General features: G+C 71.1%; 11 protein-coding genes and 1 pseudogene. 11 read left to right on the top strand and 1 reads right to left on the bottom strand.

Features of this window, described 5'->3' with window-relative positions; genetic code table 11:
- Positions 1 to 46 precede the first annotated feature (46 nt).
- Genes WYM_RS14080 through WYM_RS14070 form a run of 3 tightly spaced genes read left to right on the top strand, consistent with a single transcriptional unit; the run spans position 47 to position 4,063 of the window.
- Positions 47 to 1,753 carry a glycoside hydrolase family 13 protein gene (locus tag WYM_RS14080; protein WP_019181489.1) on the top strand — a complete coding sequence of 569 codons (1,707 nt, stop codon included), beginning with the start codon at positions 47 to 49 and terminating at the stop codon, positions 1,751 to 1,753.
- A gap of 26 nt (positions 1,754 to 1,779) precedes the next feature.
- Complete coding sequence (locus WYM_RS14075; RefSeq protein WP_019181488.1) at positions 1,780 to 2,799, top strand: LacI family DNA-binding transcriptional regulator; 1,020 nt, start codon at positions 1,780 to 1,782, stop codon at positions 2,797 to 2,799.
- Positions 2,800 to 2,836: 37 nt separating this feature from the next.
- On the top strand, positions 2,837 to 4,063 hold the full coding sequence (locus WYM_RS14070) for an amidohydrolase (RefSeq protein ID WP_019181487.1): 1,227 nt from the start codon (positions 2,837 to 2,839) through the stop codon (positions 4,061 to 4,063).
- Between the two features lie 19 nt (positions 4,064 to 4,082).
- Here WYM_RS14070 and WYM_RS14065 read toward each other — a convergent pair whose 3' ends face one another.
- Positions 4,083 to 5,138: a VanZ family protein gene (locus WYM_RS14065; protein ID WP_019181486.1), complete on the bottom strand. Its 1,056-nt coding sequence runs from the start codon at positions 5,136 to 5,138 to the stop codon at positions 4,083 to 4,085.
- A 132-nt stretch (positions 5,139 to 5,270) separates the two neighbouring features.
- Here WYM_RS14065 and WYM_RS14060 point away from each other — a divergent pair, with 132 nt between their 5' ends.
- The 8 genes and pseudogenes from WYM_RS14060 to WYM_RS14020 all read left to right on the top strand — a co-directional run bounded on the left by WYM_RS14060 (position 5,271) and on the right by WYM_RS14020 (position 15,290).
- A complete protein-coding gene (locus tag WYM_RS14060) occupies positions 5,271 to 6,686 on the top strand; it encodes an aminotransferase class V-fold PLP-dependent enzyme (protein WP_019181485.1) in 1,416 nt (471 codons plus the stop codon).
- Entirely contained in the window at positions 6,683 to 7,147 is a 465-nt protein-coding gene (sufU, locus tag WYM_RS14055) for a Fe-S cluster assembly sulfur transfer protein SufU (RefSeq protein WP_019181484.1), read from the top strand. Before WYM_RS14060 ends, sufU begins: the two co-directional genes overlap by 4 nt.
- 293 nt (positions 7,148 to 7,440) lie before the next feature.
- On the top strand, positions 7,441 to 7,530 hold the full coding sequence (locus WYM_RS20330) for a potassium-transporting ATPase subunit F (RefSeq protein ID WP_019181483.1): 90 nt from the start codon (positions 7,441 to 7,443) through the stop codon (positions 7,528 to 7,530).
- Entirely contained in the window at positions 7,530 to 9,212 is a 1,683-nt protein-coding gene (gene kdpA / locus WYM_RS14040) for a potassium-transporting ATPase subunit KdpA (protein WP_019181482.1), read from the top strand. The genes WYM_RS20330 and kdpA overlap by 1 nt, the downstream gene beginning before the upstream one ends.
- 3 nt (positions 9,213 to 9,215) lie before the next feature.
- Positions 9,216 to 11,423: a potassium-transporting ATPase subunit KdpB gene (gene kdpB / locus WYM_RS14035; RefSeq protein WP_019181481.1), complete on the top strand. Its 2,208-nt coding sequence runs from the start codon at positions 9,216 to 9,218 to the stop codon at positions 11,421 to 11,423.
- Positions 11,424 to 11,444: 21 nt separating this feature from the next.
- Positions 11,445 to 12,071, top strand: a complete 627-nt coding sequence (gene kdpC / locus WYM_RS14030; RefSeq protein WP_019181480.1) for a potassium-transporting ATPase subunit KdpC — start codon at positions 11,445 to 11,447, stop codon at positions 12,069 to 12,071.
- Positions 12,072 to 12,110: 39 nt separating this feature from the next.
- Positions 12,111 to 14,619 (top strand): annotated as a pseudogene (locus tag WYM_RS20325) (DUF4118 domain-containing protein).
- Positions 14,616 to 15,290, top strand: coding sequence for a response regulator (locus WYM_RS14020; protein WP_019181479.1), 675 nt, complete (start codon positions 14,616 to 14,618; stop codon positions 15,288 to 15,290). The pseudogene WYM_RS20325 and the gene WYM_RS14020 overlap by 4 nt, the downstream one beginning before the upstream one ends.
- The last annotated feature ends 529 nt before the right edge of the window (positions 15,291 to 15,819 follow it).

Genomic DNA, 15,819 nt, shown 5'->3' with positions numbered 1-15,819 from the left:
GACGCCGCGGGCGACCGACTGTAAGCGCTTGCATTAGAATGGCGGGATGACTTCCGCAGAGACCGTCGAGCGTACGGACGCGTTCCTCGCCACCGTTCCTGACCGCGCCACGGAGGAAAGCCCTGCCGAATGGTGGCGCACCGCCGTGATCTACCAGATCTACCCCCGGTCCTTCGCGGATGCCTCCGGTGACGGCATCGGCGACCTGCCCGGCATCACCGCGCGCCTGGACGATCTCGCGCACCTGGGCATCGATGCGATCTGGCTGAGCCCGTTCCAGCGATCGCCGCAGAAGGACGCCGGGTACGACGTCAGCGACTACTGCGATGTCGACCCGCTGTTCGGCACGCTGGCCGACTTCGACGCCATGCTGGCCGCAGCCCATGGCCGCGGCATCCGCGTCATCGTCGATCTGGTGCCGAACCACTCGTCCGACCAGCACGAGTGGTTCCAGCAGGCGCTGGCGGCCGCACCGGGAAGCCGTGAGCGCGCGCGCTACATGTTCCGCGACGGCGCCGGCGAGAACGGCGTGCTGCCCCCGAACAACTGGGAGTCTGTCTTCGGCGGCCCCGCGTGGACGCGCGTCATCGAGGCCGGCGGCACGCCGGGGCAGTGGTACCTGCACCTGTTCGACTCGTCGCAGCCCGACTTCGACTGGTCGAACGAAGAGGTGCGGGAGGAGTTCCGCCGCATCCTGCGTTTCTGGCTCGACCGCGGCGTCGACGGCTTCCGGGTGGACGTGGCGCACGGCCTGATCAAAGCGGAGGGTCTTCCCGACTACATCCCGCCGGCAGACGCCGCCTCGATGGGCGGGGAAGAGGCCAACGTGCCGTACTGGGGCCAGGAGGGCGTGCACGACGTGTACCGCGACTGGCGCACGATCCTCGAGGAGTACGCCGGCGATCGCGCGCTCGCGGCCGAGGCATGGCTGCCCACCGCCGACAAGACCGCGTTGTGGGTGCGCTCCGACGAGATGCACCAGGCGTTCAACTTCCCCTACCTGCAGACCGAGTGGGATGCGGCGGACCTCCGCACCGTGATCGACGAGTCGCTGCGCGCGTTCCCCGGCGTCGGCGCGCCGAGCACGTGGGTGCTGTCGAACCACGACGTCGTCCGCCACGCCTCGCGTCTCGCGCTCACCGCCGAGAACCCGCAGGGTCACGGCATCGGTCCCGACTCCCCCGGCAAGCCGATCCCCGAGCTCGGTCTGCGTCGCGCCCGCGCGGCCACGGCCCTGATGCTCGCCCTGCCCGGATCGGCGTACCTGTACCAGGGCGAGGAGCTCGGACTGCCCGAGGTCATCGACATCCCCGGCGACGCCCGCCAGGACCCGACGTGGTTCCGCACGAACGGCGAGCGGTACGGCCGCGACGGCTGCCGCGTGCCGATCCCGTGGACCGCCGACGATCCGGCATACGGCTTCAGCCCGTCGGGCGCCTCGTGGCTGCCGCAGCCCGCCGAGTGGGCGAAGCTGGCCCGCACCGAGCAGGTCGGCGTCGAGGGATCGACGCTCGAGCTGTACCGCACCCTGCTCGCCGAGCGCCGGGCCCGCAGCCTGGGGGCCGGCACGCTCGAGTGGATCGACGGCTTCGGACCGGATGCCGTGGCATTCCGCAACGGGAATGTGACCGTCATCGCGAACACCGGCTCGGCGGCGATCGCGCTTCCGAGCGGTACCGTGATCGCGGCCAGCGGTCCCGTCGCCGACGGTCGGATCCCCGCCGACACCACCGTCTGGCTCGCGCAGGACTGAGCAGCGGGAACGAGGAAGGTGACGACGTGGTCAGCATCGACGAGGTCGCACGCGCGGCGGGCGTCTCGACCGCGACCGTCTCGCGGGCGCTGAGCGGTCGCGGCCACGTCTCCGCCGCCGCGAAGGCCAAGGTCGACACCGCCGCGAAGAGCCTGGGCTATGTGGTCTCGGCGTCGGCGTCCAGCCTGGCGTCGGGGCGGACCCGCAACATCGGCGTGCTGGTGCCGTTCCTCGACCGCTGGTTCTTCTCCACCGTTCTGAGCGGCATCGCCTCGGCCCTCATGCGGCGCGGCTACGACATCACCCTGTACAGCCTCAGCGCCGACCGCGGCGAGCGCAGGGACGTGTTCGACACCTTCCTCCGGCGCCAGCGCGTCGACGGGGTCATCGCGATCTCGATCGAGCTCGGCGAGGAAGAGACCAGTCAGCTCGGCGAGCTCGACCTGCCCGTCATCGCGATCGGCGGGCCCAACCCGGGGCTCACGACGCTGACCGTCGACGACGTCGCGGTGGCGCGCCTGGCCACCGGGCATCTGCTGGCCCTCGGGCATCGCGAGATCGCACACATCGGCGCCAGCCCCGAGTTCGACGTCGACTTCCACATCCCGACGCAACGGCGCCAGGGGTTCGAGCAGGCGCTCGCCGATGCGGGCATCCCGGTGAAGCCCTCGCTGTACGAGCCCGCCGACTTCACCATCGAGGGCGGGTTCCGTGCGGCCAAGCAGCTGCTCGGCAAACCGGGGGGACGCCCGACGGCGATCTTCGCGGCATCCGACGAGATGGCGATCGGGGCGCTGCTGGCCTCTCGTGAGCTCGGCTACCGCGTGCCCGAAGACCTGTCGGTGGTCGGCATCGACGGCCACGAGCTGGGCGAGTTCTTCCGGCTGACGACGGTCGACCAGTTTCCGCTCGGTCAGGGGGAGCGGGCCGCCGACGCGATTCTCGCCGAACTCGAGCGAGGGGATGCCGGATCACCGGTCCATCAGCGGGGGGAGCTGCCCTACGAGCTCATCGTGCGGGGCACCACCGCCCGCCTGCCCTCCTGACGCGCGCGTCGACCGGCCACGGAATAGGCTCGACGGCATGACGATCGACCTCGAAGCCCTCTACATCGACCTGCACCGGCATCCGGAACTGTCGTTCCAGGAGACGCGGACGGCCGGCGTCATCACCCGGCACCTGGAGGAGCTCGGTGTCGAGTTCGAAGAGGGCATCGGGCGCACCGGCGTCGTCGGCGGCATCCGCAATGGGGAAGGCCCGGTCGTGTGGCTGCGCGCCGACATGGATGCACTGCCCGTCCCGGAGCAGACCGGCCTGGAGTACGCCAGCACGGCGCGCGGCGTCGACCCGGCGGGTACCGAGGTCCCGGTGATGCACGCGTGCGGCCACGATATGCACGTCGCGGCGCTGCTCGGCGCGGTGGAGCGCCTGGTGGCCACCAAGGACGAGTGGTCGGGCACCGTCGTCGCCGTGTTCCAGCCGGCCGAGGAGTACGGCGCCGGATCGCAGGCGATGATCGCCGACGGCGCGCTCGACCGGTTCCCGAAGCCCGACATCGTGCTGGGTCAGCACGTCACGCCCCTTCCCGCCGGCACCATCGGCGTCCGCAGCGGCACCCAGATGGCGGCATCCGACGGCCTCACCGTCACCCTCCTCGGCCGCGGCGGCCACGGCTCGCGCCCGCAGGCCACCATCGACCCGGTGGTCATGGCCGCGGCGACCGTCATGCGTCTGCAGACCGTCGTCTCGCGTGAGACCGACCCGCGAGACGTCGCCGTCGTCACCGTGGGGTCGATCCACGCAGGCCTCAAGAACAACATCATCCCGGCCGAGGCGAAGCTCGAGCTCAGCCTGCGCTACCCCGACGACGAGGCCCGCGCCCGCGTGCTCGAGAAGGTGGAGCGCATCGTGCGCGCCGAGGCCCAGGCGTCCGGCGCCGAGCAGCCGCCGGTGATCGCCGTCGATCACTCCCTGCCGCCCACGATCAACGATGTCCACGCCACCGCACGCCTCGTCCTCGCCTTCGATGCGGCTTTCGGCGACGGGACGGTCATCGATCCCGGCATGTTCACCGGAAGCGAGGACGTCTCGTGGTTCGCGCGCGAGTCGGGAGCGCCGCTGGTCTTCTGGTTCTGGGGCGGCGCCGATCCCGAGGCGTACGCCGCCGCGCAGGCGGCCGGCACGATCGAGCGCGATATCCCGACGAATCACTCGCCGTTCTTCGCACCCGTCCTGCAGCCCACGCTGGGTCGCGGTGTCGACGCGCTCGTGGTGGCGGCGCGGGAGTTCCTGGCGGCGCCCGCTCGCTGATCCGGCTCCATGCCGGCGCTCAGCGCTCTTCGCGTGCGTCGACGAGACGCTGCCCTGACACGATGCCGGGCAGGCCGCGCCGGTCCGGCGTCGTGAGCACCAGCACCAGCGAGACCACCGCGAAGGCGCCGGCGACCAGACCCCACGCGCCGGGCAGCGCCAGCAGCACGAGGTAGCCGCCGATGCCGCCCGCGAATCGCAGCGGTCGCGCGAGCGCCGCCGGCAGCGGCCCTCCGGTGTAGCGCAGCTGCACCGCCAGGTCGCCGATCGTGCGGCCCGTCGACAGCACGACGATGAGCCAGATGAGGATCGTCCCCGAGCTTCCGACGAGGCCCGCCGCCGAGGCATCCCGCATCGCCGCCTGTGCGCCGAGCAGATACAGCGTCACTTGGAACAGGGTCGACACCGCCACCCCGGTGAGCCAGGCGGCCAGCACGTCGCACACCATCGCCAGGTACCGGCGCGAACGCGTGACCGGCCGGGGCTCCTCGGCGTCGGCGTACCGCGGGGTTCCCCAGTGACGCCGTGGCACCAGCAGCGCGAGCACCGAACCGAGCACGGCGCCGAGGGTGTTGGTCAGGAGGTCGTCGACGTCGAACACCCGATACGCGCACGGATAGAGTCCCCACACTCCGGTGAGCTGCGTCGTCTCGACGAAGGCCGACACACCGATCCCAAGAAGAAACGCGGTCAGGATGCCGCGACCACCGAGCACGCGTGCGAAGAACCCGAGCGGCACGAACAGCAGCACGTTCAGCAGCAGCTGCAGCACCGCGGGATCGGTGAGCGCGCTGCGGCCGCGGCGCCCGATCGCTCCGCGAACGTCGTCGGCGAACGCGAACAGATCGAGGTTCACGCCTGCGCACCGGATGGCATCGGGGTCGGGAAGAGGCAGCAGCGTATATGTCCACACCGCCATGACGTAGACCAGGGCCGCCGCCCACAGCAGGAAGCGGCCGAACCCGAAGCCGCCGCGCCGCCGGTAGCTGAGTGCGACGAACGGCACGAAGAGCAGCACCCCGGCGACCGCACCGAGGGTCACGGCGAGCGCGCCGAGGAAGATCTGCTCGTCCACGGCAAGAATCCTCCCAGAGACGCGTAGCGATCCTGTCGAAACCACCCCTCGGGCTGACAGGTCACGGGTGAGCCGGCACAGGCTTGAGTCGGCACAGACCCAGCGCACAGGCATCCCGCGTAGCCTTAAGGGGTGAGCTCCCCTGCGCCCGTCCTCGATCTCGCCGCGATCCGCGGCGACTTTCCGCTGCTCGACCAGCGGGTGAACGGACACCCTCTCGTCTACCTCGACTCGGGCGCCACCAGCCAGAAGCCGCAGGCGGTCATCGACGCCGAGGTGGCGTTCCTCACGCGCTCGAACTCGGCCGTGCACCGCGGAGCCCACACGCTCGCCGCCGAGGCGACCGAGCTGTTCGAAGACGCCCGGGCCACGGTCGCCGGGTTCGTCGGCGCCCGGCCCGAGCAGCTCGTATGGACCAGCGGCGCCACTGCCGGGCTCAACCTGATCGCGTACGCGATCGGCAACGCGTCGATCGGTCGTGGCGCACCCGCGAGCACCCCCTTCGCGCTGCAGCATGGCGACGAGATCGTCGTGACCGAGAGCGAGCACCACGCCAACCTCATCCCCTGGCAGGAGCTGGCCGCGCGCACCGGCGCGGTGCTGCGCCACATCCCGGTCCACGACGACGGAACCCTCGACACGGATGCGGCGGCCGCCCTCATCGGCGAGCGCACACGCATCGTCGCGTTCCCGCACGTCTCGAACGTGCTGGGCATCGTCAACCCGGTCGCCGAGCTCGTCGCGCTCGCCCATGCCGTCGGCGCGCTCACCGTGCTCGACGCCTGCCAGTCCGCTCCGCACCTGCCGCTGGACCTGCCCGCGCTCGGCGTCGATCTCGCCGTGTTCTCCGGCCACAAGATGCTCGGACCGTACGCCGTCGGCGGCCTCTACGGACGCTCCGAGGTGCTCGAAGGGCTGCCGCCCTTCCTCACCGGCGGGTCGATGATCACCACCGTCACCCTCGACCGAGCCCAGTACCTTCCGCCGCCGCAGCGGTTCGAGGCCGGCACGCAGCCGGTGTCGCAGGCGATCGGGCTCGCGGCCGCCGTCCGCTACCTTCAGGGCGTCGGAATGGAAGCCGTGCACGCGCACGAGAAGGCGCTCGAGGCCCGGATGGGAGAAGGCCTGCGGTCGATCCCCGGCATCCGCTTGCTGGGGGACGCTTCGACAGGCTCAGCGACCGGCGGCGGGTCAGCGACCGACGGCGGCTCAGCGACCGGCGGCGGGTCAGCGACCGGCGGCGGCTCAGCGACCGGCGGCGGCTCAGCGACCGGCGGCGGCTCAGCGACCGGCGGGTCGGGCGTCGAGCGGGTCGGGCTGTGGTCGTTCGACGTCGAGGGCGTACACGCACACGACGTCGGACAGATCCTCGATGCCCGCGGGGTGGCGGTGCGGGTCGGTCACCACTGCGCGCAGCCGCTGCATCGGCGCTTCGGTCTGACGGCATCGGTGCGCGCGTCGACCGCGCTGTACAACACGCCCGACGACGTCGACACGTTCCTCGACGCCCTCTCGGGCGTGCGTGCCTTCTTCGGAGCCGGCTCATGAGCGGGCTCGAGTCGCTGTATCAGGAGCTCATCCTCGACCACTCGAAGCGCCCGCAGGGCAAGACGCTCGCGAAGGACGAGGGCGCCACGGACGGCATCCGTAGCGCCACCTCGTACCAGCGCAACCCCATCTGCGGCGACGAGATCACCCTCCGCGTCCGCGTCGAGGACGACGGCGCCGTGCGCGACGTCACGTGGGACGGTGCGGGCTGCTCGATCTCGCAGGCGTCGGCGTCGATGCTCGCAGCCCTCGTGGCGGAGGAGGACGGGATGCCGCGGGCCGAGGCATCCGCTCTCATCGAAGGATTCCGCGAGGCGCTGCGCTCACGCGGCGAGATCCCGCTCGACGAAGAGGTCTTCGGCGACGCCGCAGCGCTGTCAGGGGTGTCGAAGTTCACGGCGCGCGTCAAGTGCGCCATGCTCGCCTGGGTCGCGTTCGAGGACGCGCTGGCTCGCGCCTGAGCTCACTCACCCTGCGAAAGGGCTCGCTTCCCTCGGCCCGGAGTCGGCCGTGCGTTCCGACTTCGTGAGGGGCATGGCGTTCCGACGCATGGATACCGTGAGGACCGCCGGGATCACGCGCGCGGCGGAGTTGCATCGGAGACGTGCCCGCTGCGCCGGGCGCTCCCGGCCACAGCGGTGGCGGGAACCACTTCGAGCACCCGTGGAGTTCCTGTGCTGGATGTCATCTACCTCGCCGCGACGCTCGCGCTCTTCGCACTCGTCGGGCTGATCGCGAAGGGGGTGGAGAAGCTGTGATTCTCTTCTCCCTCATCGCCGGCCTTCTCGGCCTCGCGGCGATCGTCTACCTCGTGGTCGCGCTCGTGAATCCCGAGAAGTTCTGATGGATGCCGCGACCATCGGCTTCGGCATCCTGCAGATCGCCACCGTTCTGCTGATCCTCGCACTGCTCTACCGGCCGCTCGGCGACTGGATCGCCCGCATCTACACGTCCGGCACGGACTGGCGCGTCGAACGCGGCATGTACCGGCTCGTCGGCGTCGACGCCCGCTCCGAGCAGACGTGGCGGGCCTACGCCCGGGGCGTGCTGATCTTCTCGGCCGTCGGAGTGGTGTTCGTGTACGCACTGCAGCGCTTCCAGGCCGTGCTCCCGTACTCGCTCGGCCTGCCGGCCGTGCCTGAGGGGCTCGCCTTCAACACCGCCGTGTCGTTCGTCACGAACACCAACTGGCAGTCGTACTCACCCGAGCTCACCCTGGGCTATACGGTGCAGTTCGCCGGGCTCGCCGTCCAGAACTTCGTCTCGGCGGCGGTCGGCATCGCGGTGGCCATCGCACTCGTCCGGGGCTTCGCGCGCCGCGGCTCGGCCACGATCGGAAACTTCTGGGTCGACCTCACGCGCGGCATCGTGCGCCTGCTGCTCCCGCTCTCGATCGTCGCCGCCATCGCGCTCATCGCCGCCGGCGTCGTGCAGAACTTCAACGGCTTCACCGAGGTCGGCACGATCAGCGGCGGCACGCAGGTCCTGCCCGGCGGTCCGGTCGCGTCACAGGAGGCCATCAAAGAACTCGGCACGAACGGCGGCGGCTTCTTCAACGTCAACTCGGCGCACCCGTTCGAGAACCCCGCCCCGTGGGCGAGCGTGCTCGAGATCCTGCTGCTGCTCGCGATCCCGGTCGCCATGCCGCGCGCGTTCGGCCGGATGGTGGGCGACGACCGCCAGGGCTACGCGATCCTCGCGGTGATGGCGTCGATCGCGATCGTCTCGATCACCGCGGTGACGTGGCTCGAGTCGCTCGGACTCGGCACCGCCCCGCAGCTCGCGGGCGGCGCGATGGAGGGCAAGGAGGTGCGCTTCGGCATCTTCGGCTCGACGCTGTTCGCGGGCGCCACGACGCTCACGAGCACCGGCGCCGTCAACTCGATGCACGACTCGTACACGGCGCTCGGCGGCATGATCCCGATGGTCAACATGATGCTCGGCGAGATCGCCCCCGGCGGCGTCGGCGCCGGCCTGTACGGCATGCTGGTGCTCGCCGTGATCGCGGTCTTCGTCGGTGGCCTCCTCGTCGGACGCACCCCGGAGTACGTCGGCAAGAAGATCGGGCCGACGCAGATCAAGCTCGCGAGCCTGTACATCCTGGTGACCCCGCTGCTCGTGCTCGCCGGGACGGCCCTGAGCTTCGGCATCCCCGCCATCCGCGCCGACGTCGAGGCGACGTCGATCTGGAATCCCGGCGTCCACGGCCTCGGCGAGGTCCTCTACGCGTTCACCTCGGCCGCGAACAACAACGGCTCGGCCTTCGCCGGCCTCACGGCGAACACCCCGTGGCTCAACACAGCGCTGGGCGTGGCCATGCTGCTCGGACGGTTCATCCCCATCGTGCTCGTGCTCGCCCTCGCGGGCTCTCTGGCCGCGCAGCAGTCCGTCCCCTCCACGAGCGGAACACTGCCCACTCACCGTCCGCAGTTCGTCGGCCTGCTCGCCGTTGTCGCGGTGGTCATCACCGCGCTCACCTACTTTCCCGTTCTCACGCTGGGTCCCCTGGCGGAAGGGCTCGTCTGACTCATGTCGCTCTCCACGTCCACCCGTTCCTCCCTCCCTCCGGCCGCGGAGCCGGATCCCGGGCATCCTCGCCGCGCGACGACCGGCGCGTTCGGCTGGGCACAGCTGGTCCAGGCCCTTCCCGGCGCCCTGCGCAAGCTCGACCCGGTTGCTCTCTGGCGCAATCCGGTCATGTTCCTGGTGTGGGTCGGCGCGGCTCTGACCACGGTGATCGCGATCGCCGAGCCGTTCCTCGGGGGCGCCGGTGAGTCCGGCGGCACACCGGTGCCGGCCGGCTTCACCTGGGGCATCGCGATCTGGCTGTGGCTCACGGTGCTGTTCGCGAACGTCGCAGAGTCGGTGGCCGAGGGACGCGGCAAGGCGCAGGCCGCCACGCTGCGCAAGACCCGCATCAGCACGAAGGCGCGGCGAGTCGTCCGCTACGACGCGGGACAGGATGCCTCGGCCACTCGTGCGGAGACCATCGAGGTCGCGTCGGCCGAACTCACCCTCGGGGACGTCGTCATCGTGTCGGCCGGCGAGCTGATCCCCGGCGACGGCGACATCGTCGAGGGCATCGCGACCGTCGACGAGTCCGCCATCACCGGAGAGTCGGCACCGGTCGTCCGTGAGTCGGGCGGCGACCGGTCGGCCGTCACCGGCGGCACCCGCGTGCTCTCGGATCGGATCGTGGTGCGCATCACGTCCAAGCCGGGCGAGACGTTCGTCGACCGCATGATCGCCCTCGTCGAGGGAGCGAGCCGCCAGAAGACGCCGAACGAGATCGCGCTCAGCATCCTGCTCGCCAGCCTGTCGATCGTGTTCGTCATCGTCGTGCTGACGCTGAACCCGATCGCGTCGTACGCCGCCGCCCCGGTGAGCATCCCAGTGCTCGTCGCGCTCCTGATCTGCCTGATCCCGACCACCATCGGCGCGCTGCTCTCGGCGATCGGCATCGCGGGCATGGACCGGCTCGTGCAGCGCAACGTGCTCGCGATGTCGGGCCGCGCGGTCGAAGCCGCGGGAGATGTGACCACGCTGCTGCTCGACAAGACCGGGACGATCACCTACGGGAACCGGCGCGCGTCCGCGTTCGTGGCGATGCCGGGCGTCGAGGCGCCCGAGCTCGCCCGTGCGGCCTCGCTCTCGTCCCTGGCCGATCCGACGCCGGAAGGCGTTTCGGTCGTCGAGCTCGCGGCTGCTCAGGGTCTGGTCGCGGACCTGCCCGTCGGGGCGGAGTCCGTGCCGTTCACGGCGCAGACCCGCATGAGCGGCATGGACCTGCCGGATGGGACCCAGGTGCGCAAGGGCGCCGGATCGGCCGTGCTGGCGTGGCTCGAGGCATCCGGGTCCGCGGTCCCGCCCGAGACGCGAGCCGCCCTCGCGGCCGAGACCGACGCCATCGCGATGTCGGGCGGAACACCGCTGGTCGTCGCCACGCTCGGCCTTTCGACGAGCTCCGGCGCCGGAGGCGCAGGGAGCGCGGTCACCGGAAGGATCCTCGGCGTCATCCATCTCAAGGACATCGTCAAGGACGGACTGCGTGAGCGGTTCGAAGAGCTGCGGGCGATGGGCATCCGCACCGTGATGATCACGGGAGACAACCCGCTCACCGCGGCGGCGATCTCCCGGGAGGCGGGCGTCGACGACTACCTCGCCGAGGCCACGCCCGAAGACAAGCTGGCGCTCATCCGGCGCGAGCAGGAGGGCGGCAGCCTCGTCGCCATGACCGGCGACGGCACGAACGACGCCCCGGCGCTGGCCCAGGCCGACGTCGGCGTCGCGATGAACACCGGCACGGCGGCGGCGAAGGAGGCCGGCAACATGGTCGACCTCGACAGCGACCCGACGAAGCTGATCGACATCGTCCGCATCGGCAAGCAGCTGCTGATCACACGCGGCGCCCTCACCACGTTCTCGCTCGCGAACGACATCGCCAAGTACTTCGCGATCATCCCGGCGATGTTCATGGGGGTGTTCCCCGGGCTCGCGGCGCTGAACGTCATGCAGCTCAGCTCTCCGGCATCCGCTGTGCTGAGCGCGATCATCTTCAACGCGATCGCGATCGTCTTCCTCATCCCGCTGGCCCTGCGGGGCGTGAAGTACCGCGCAGCGAGCGCCTCGCAGATCCTCGGCCGCAACCTGCTCGTGTACGGGCTCGGCGGCGTGGTCGCGCCCTTCATCGGCATCAAGCTCATCGACCTCGTCGTGAGCGTCATCCCGGGCTTCTGACGGAACCAAGGAGACATCGACATGTCCACCACCCGCACCCTCGCGCGCACCACCGGCGTCGCCGTCCGCGCGATGCTCGTCTTCACCCTCGCCCTCGGCGTCGCCTACACCCTCGTCATCACCGGGATCGGTCAGCTGACGATGCCCTGGCAGGCGAACGGGTCCCTCGTGCGGGACTCGTCCGGCACGGCCGTCGGTTCGGCCCTCATCGGGCAGGCATTCACGGTCCCCGCCGAGGGCGACGCCCTGCCGCAGTACTTCCAATCGCGCTCCTCCGCCGCCACCGCGGGAGACGATGCCGGCTACGACGGGGGCGCCTCGAGCGGGTCGAACCTCGGACCCGAGAACGCCGACCTCATCGCGGCGATCGAAAAGCGCAGGGCTGTCATCGCCGAGTTCGAAGGCGTCGACCCGGCCGTGATCCCCGCCGACGCCCTCACCGCCTCGGCTTCGGGCCTCGACCCGCACATCAGCCCGGCATACGCGCTGCTCCAGGTTGCGCGGGTCGCGGCCGAGCGCGGACTCGACGAGACGGCTCTTCGTGAGCTCGTCGAGTCGCACGTCCAGCAGCGCGACCTCGGTGTCTTGGGGGAGCCCCGCGTGAACGTGCTCGAACTCAACCTCGCCCTCGACGCACTCGGTCGATGACCCGCGAAGCAATCCGCTGCAAGGACATAAGGTGACCACATGAAGCGCGGCAGGCTCCGGGTGCTGCTCGGCGCCGCCCCCGGCGTCGGCAAGACCTACGAGATGCTGGAGGAGGGCCGCCGGCTTCTGGCCGACGGGGCGGACGTTGTCGTCGCGATCGTCGAGACCCACGGTCGCGCCGCGACCGGTGCGCTCCTCGAAGGCCTGCCCGCCGTTCCCCGCCGGGTGATCTCGCACCGCGGCGTCGAGCTGAGCGAGATGGACCTCGACGCCGTCCTCACGCGCGCGCCGCGCATCGCGCTGGTCGACGAGCTGGCCCACACCAACGCCCCCGGCTCGGCCCACGCCAAGCGCTGGGAGGACGTCGCCGGGCTTCTCGACGCCGGGATCGACGTCATCACGACCGTGAACGTCCAGCACATCGAGTCGCTCGGGGGCGTGGTCGAGCAGATCACCGGAGTGGCCCAGCGCGAGACGGTTCCGGATGCCGTGGTCCGGGGCGCCGATCAGATCGAGGTCGTCGATCTCGCGCCGGAGACGCTCCGCGATCGCCTGTCGGCCGGTGTCATCTATCCCGCGGAGCGCGTCGACGCCGCGCTCTCGAACTACTTCCGGCTCGGCAATCTCACGGCGCTGCGCGAACTGGCGCTGCTGTGGCTGGCCGACGAGGTCGACAGCGCGCTGAAGACCTACCGCGCGGAGCACGGCATCGAGGGCACGTGGCAGGCGCGCGAGAGAGTCGTCGTCGCCTTGACCGGGGGGTCCCGAGGGCGAGACCCTGCTGCGCCGGGGTGCGCGGATCGCGGCTCGCGCGGCGGGCGGTGAACTGCATGCCGTCCACGTGTCGACCCAGGACGGCCTGCGCAACTCGTCGCCCGGTGCGCTGGCCGCCCAGCGTGCGCTCGTCGAATCCCTCGGCGGCACGTACCACCAAGTCGTCGACGACGACGTGCCGCGCTCGCTCGTCGAGTTCGCACGGTCGGTGAACGCGACGCAGCTGGTGGTCGGCGTCAGCCGCCGCAGCCGCCTCGCAGCCGCGCTCACCGGGCCGGGCATCGGCGCGACCGTGATCCGCGAGTCCGGCGACATCGACGTGCACATCGTGTCGCATGCCGCGGCCGGCGGGCGATTCGCGCTCCCGCGGCTCACCGGCGGCGCGCTGAGCGTGAAGCGGCGCGTGCTCGGGTTGGCGCTCGCACTGGTCGGTGGCCCCCTCCTCACATGGTTCCTCGTCGCGATCCGCAGCGAAGAGACCATCACGAGCGATGTGCTCGCCTACCAGCTGCTCGTCGTCCTCGTCGCCCTCGTGGGCGGCATCTGGCCGGCGGTGTTCGCGGCGGTGATGTCGGGCCTGACGCTCAACTTCTTCTTCGTCCAGCCGTTCCACACCGTCACCATCTCCGACCCCCGCAATGCATGGGCGCTCGCGCTGTACGTCGTGATCGCCGTGCTCGTGAGCTTCATCGTCGACCGGGCAGCGCGCGCCGCGCGGTCGGCGACCCGTTCCGCCGCCGAGTCGGAGCTGCTGGCGACGGTCGCCGGAAGCGTCCTGCGCGGACAGGGCGCGGTGCCCGCGCTCGTGTCGCGGACCCGCGAGGCGTTCGGGATGTCGGGGGTCCGGCTGCTCGCGCCGACGGGTGAGGTCATTGCGACCGACGGCGAGCCGCTGCGGGACGACCGGCACATCCTCGCGCCGGTGGGAACGCGCGCCACCCTCGAGCTTCACGGACCGGAGCTGGACGTCTCGGAACGGCGCCTCCTCGACATCGTCGTGACGCAGCTGGACGCGGCCCTCGAACAGGCCGAGCTGCAGGAGAGCGCCCGCGCAGCGGACATGCTCGCCGAGACCGATCAGGTGCGCAGCGCCCTGCTGTCGGCCGTGAGCCACGACATCCGCCGCCCCCTCGCCGCAGCGGTGGCAGCCGTGGGCGGTCTGCGCGCTGCGGGCCGCAGCATGTCGCCCGAAGACCGCGGCGAACTGCTCGCCACCGCCGACGAGTCTCTGGCCGCGCTGTCGGCGCTGGTGACCGATCTGCTCGATGTCAGCCGCGTCGAGGCCGGCGTACTCGCGGTCTCGCTCGCGCCGGTGGATGTCGCCGACAGCGTGCTCGCCGCCATCGACGAACTGGGCACCGGGCCCGACGCCGTCGACATCGCCCTCGATCCCGACCTCCCTCCGGTGCGCGCGGACGGCGTGCTGCTGCAGCGGGTACTCGTCAACGTCCTCGCGAACGCCCTCCGGCACTCACCCGACGGCGCGCACGTGCGGGTCGCCACGAGCAGGCTCGGCGGCACGGTGCAGATCCGCATCATCGACCGAGGGGCAGGGGTGTCGCCGGAACGGCGCCAGGAGATGTTCGAACCGTTCCAGCGGCTCGGCGATACCGACAACACGACCGGGCTCGGCCTCGGGCTCGCCCTCTCGAAGGGGTTCGCGGAGGGCATGGGCGGTACGCTCACGCCCGAGGACACCCCCGGCGGCGGGCTCACCATGGTCATCTCGCTGCCGGCCGACGAGTCCTCCGACCAGGACGGAGCCGCTGCGTGAAGGTGCTGATCGCCGACGACGACCCGCAGCTCGTGCGGGCGCTGCGCATCACCCTCGCGGCGCACGGCTACGAGGTCGTCGCCGCCCCCGACGGAGCGGCGGCGATCGCCCTCGCGGCGAAGGAGCATCCCGACGTCGTGATGCTCGACCTCGGGATGCCGCGCCTCGACGGCGTTCAGGTCATCCATGCCCTGCGCGGCTGGACCAGCATCCCGATCATCGTCGTCTCCGGCCGCGCGGGCTCGGCCGACAAGGTCGAGGCCCTCGACGCCGGCGCCGACGACTACGTCACCAAGCCGTTCCAGATCGACGAGCTGCTCGCGCGACTGCGGGCCTTATCGCGGCGTGCGGCTGAGGCATCCGGTTCGCCCGTCGTCCGATTCGCGGACGTGGTCGTCGATCTCGCCGCCAAGTCCGTGACGCGCGACGGCGAGCGCGTGCACCTGACGCCCACCGAATGGCGGATCCTCGAGTTCCTCGCGCGCCACCCGGGCTCGCTCGTGACCCGGCAGGCGCTGCTGAAGGACATCTGGGGCACGGAGCAGGTGACCGACACCGGCTACCTGAGGCTGTATCTGTCGCAGCTGCGCAAGAAGCTCGAGCCCGACCCCGGACACCCCGCGCATCTTCTCACCGAGGCCGGCATGGGCTACCGCCTCGTGCTCGACTGACCCGCCCGCGTCGGCACCGGGTCGTCCGTCTCGGCGCCGGGTCGAGGTCTGCGGCGCCGGGTCGAGGTCTGCGGCGGCGGGCTCAGTCAGCCGCGCGACACCGAACCGTCGCGAATGGTCGCCCGGGCGACGCCGGCGCGGCCATTCGCGACGGCTCGGCGACGGCTCGGACACTTGCGACGGCTCGGCGAACCCGGCCGTTGGCTCAGTCGGTCCTGAGACACCCAACCGTCTCGTATGGTCGCCCGTGCGCCGCCCGTGCGGCCATTCGCGACGGCTCGGCGACGGGTCGAGCTCTGCGGCGAAGGGCTCAGGCACTCCTGCGACACCGAACCGTCTCGTATGGACGCCCACGCACTCCCGATGCGGCCATTCGCGACGGCTCAGCGCCCGTGCGCCCGTGCCAGCGGCTCAGCGGCCGATCGCGACGGCTCAGCGGCGAGTCGAACCACCGCGGGCTCTGCCAAGCCTTCGACACCGAATCGTCGCGAATGGTCGCCCGCGCGCCGCCCGTGCGGCCATTCGCGAC

This window comes from Microbacterium yannicii PS01, from assembly GCF_000304335.1.
GTDB classification, from domain to species: domain Bacteria; phylum Actinomycetota; class Actinomycetes; order Actinomycetales; family Microbacteriaceae; genus Microbacterium; species Microbacterium yannicii_A.
Note: the sequence above shows the minus strand (reverse complement) of the source record. Positions and strands in the feature narration are given on the sequence as shown.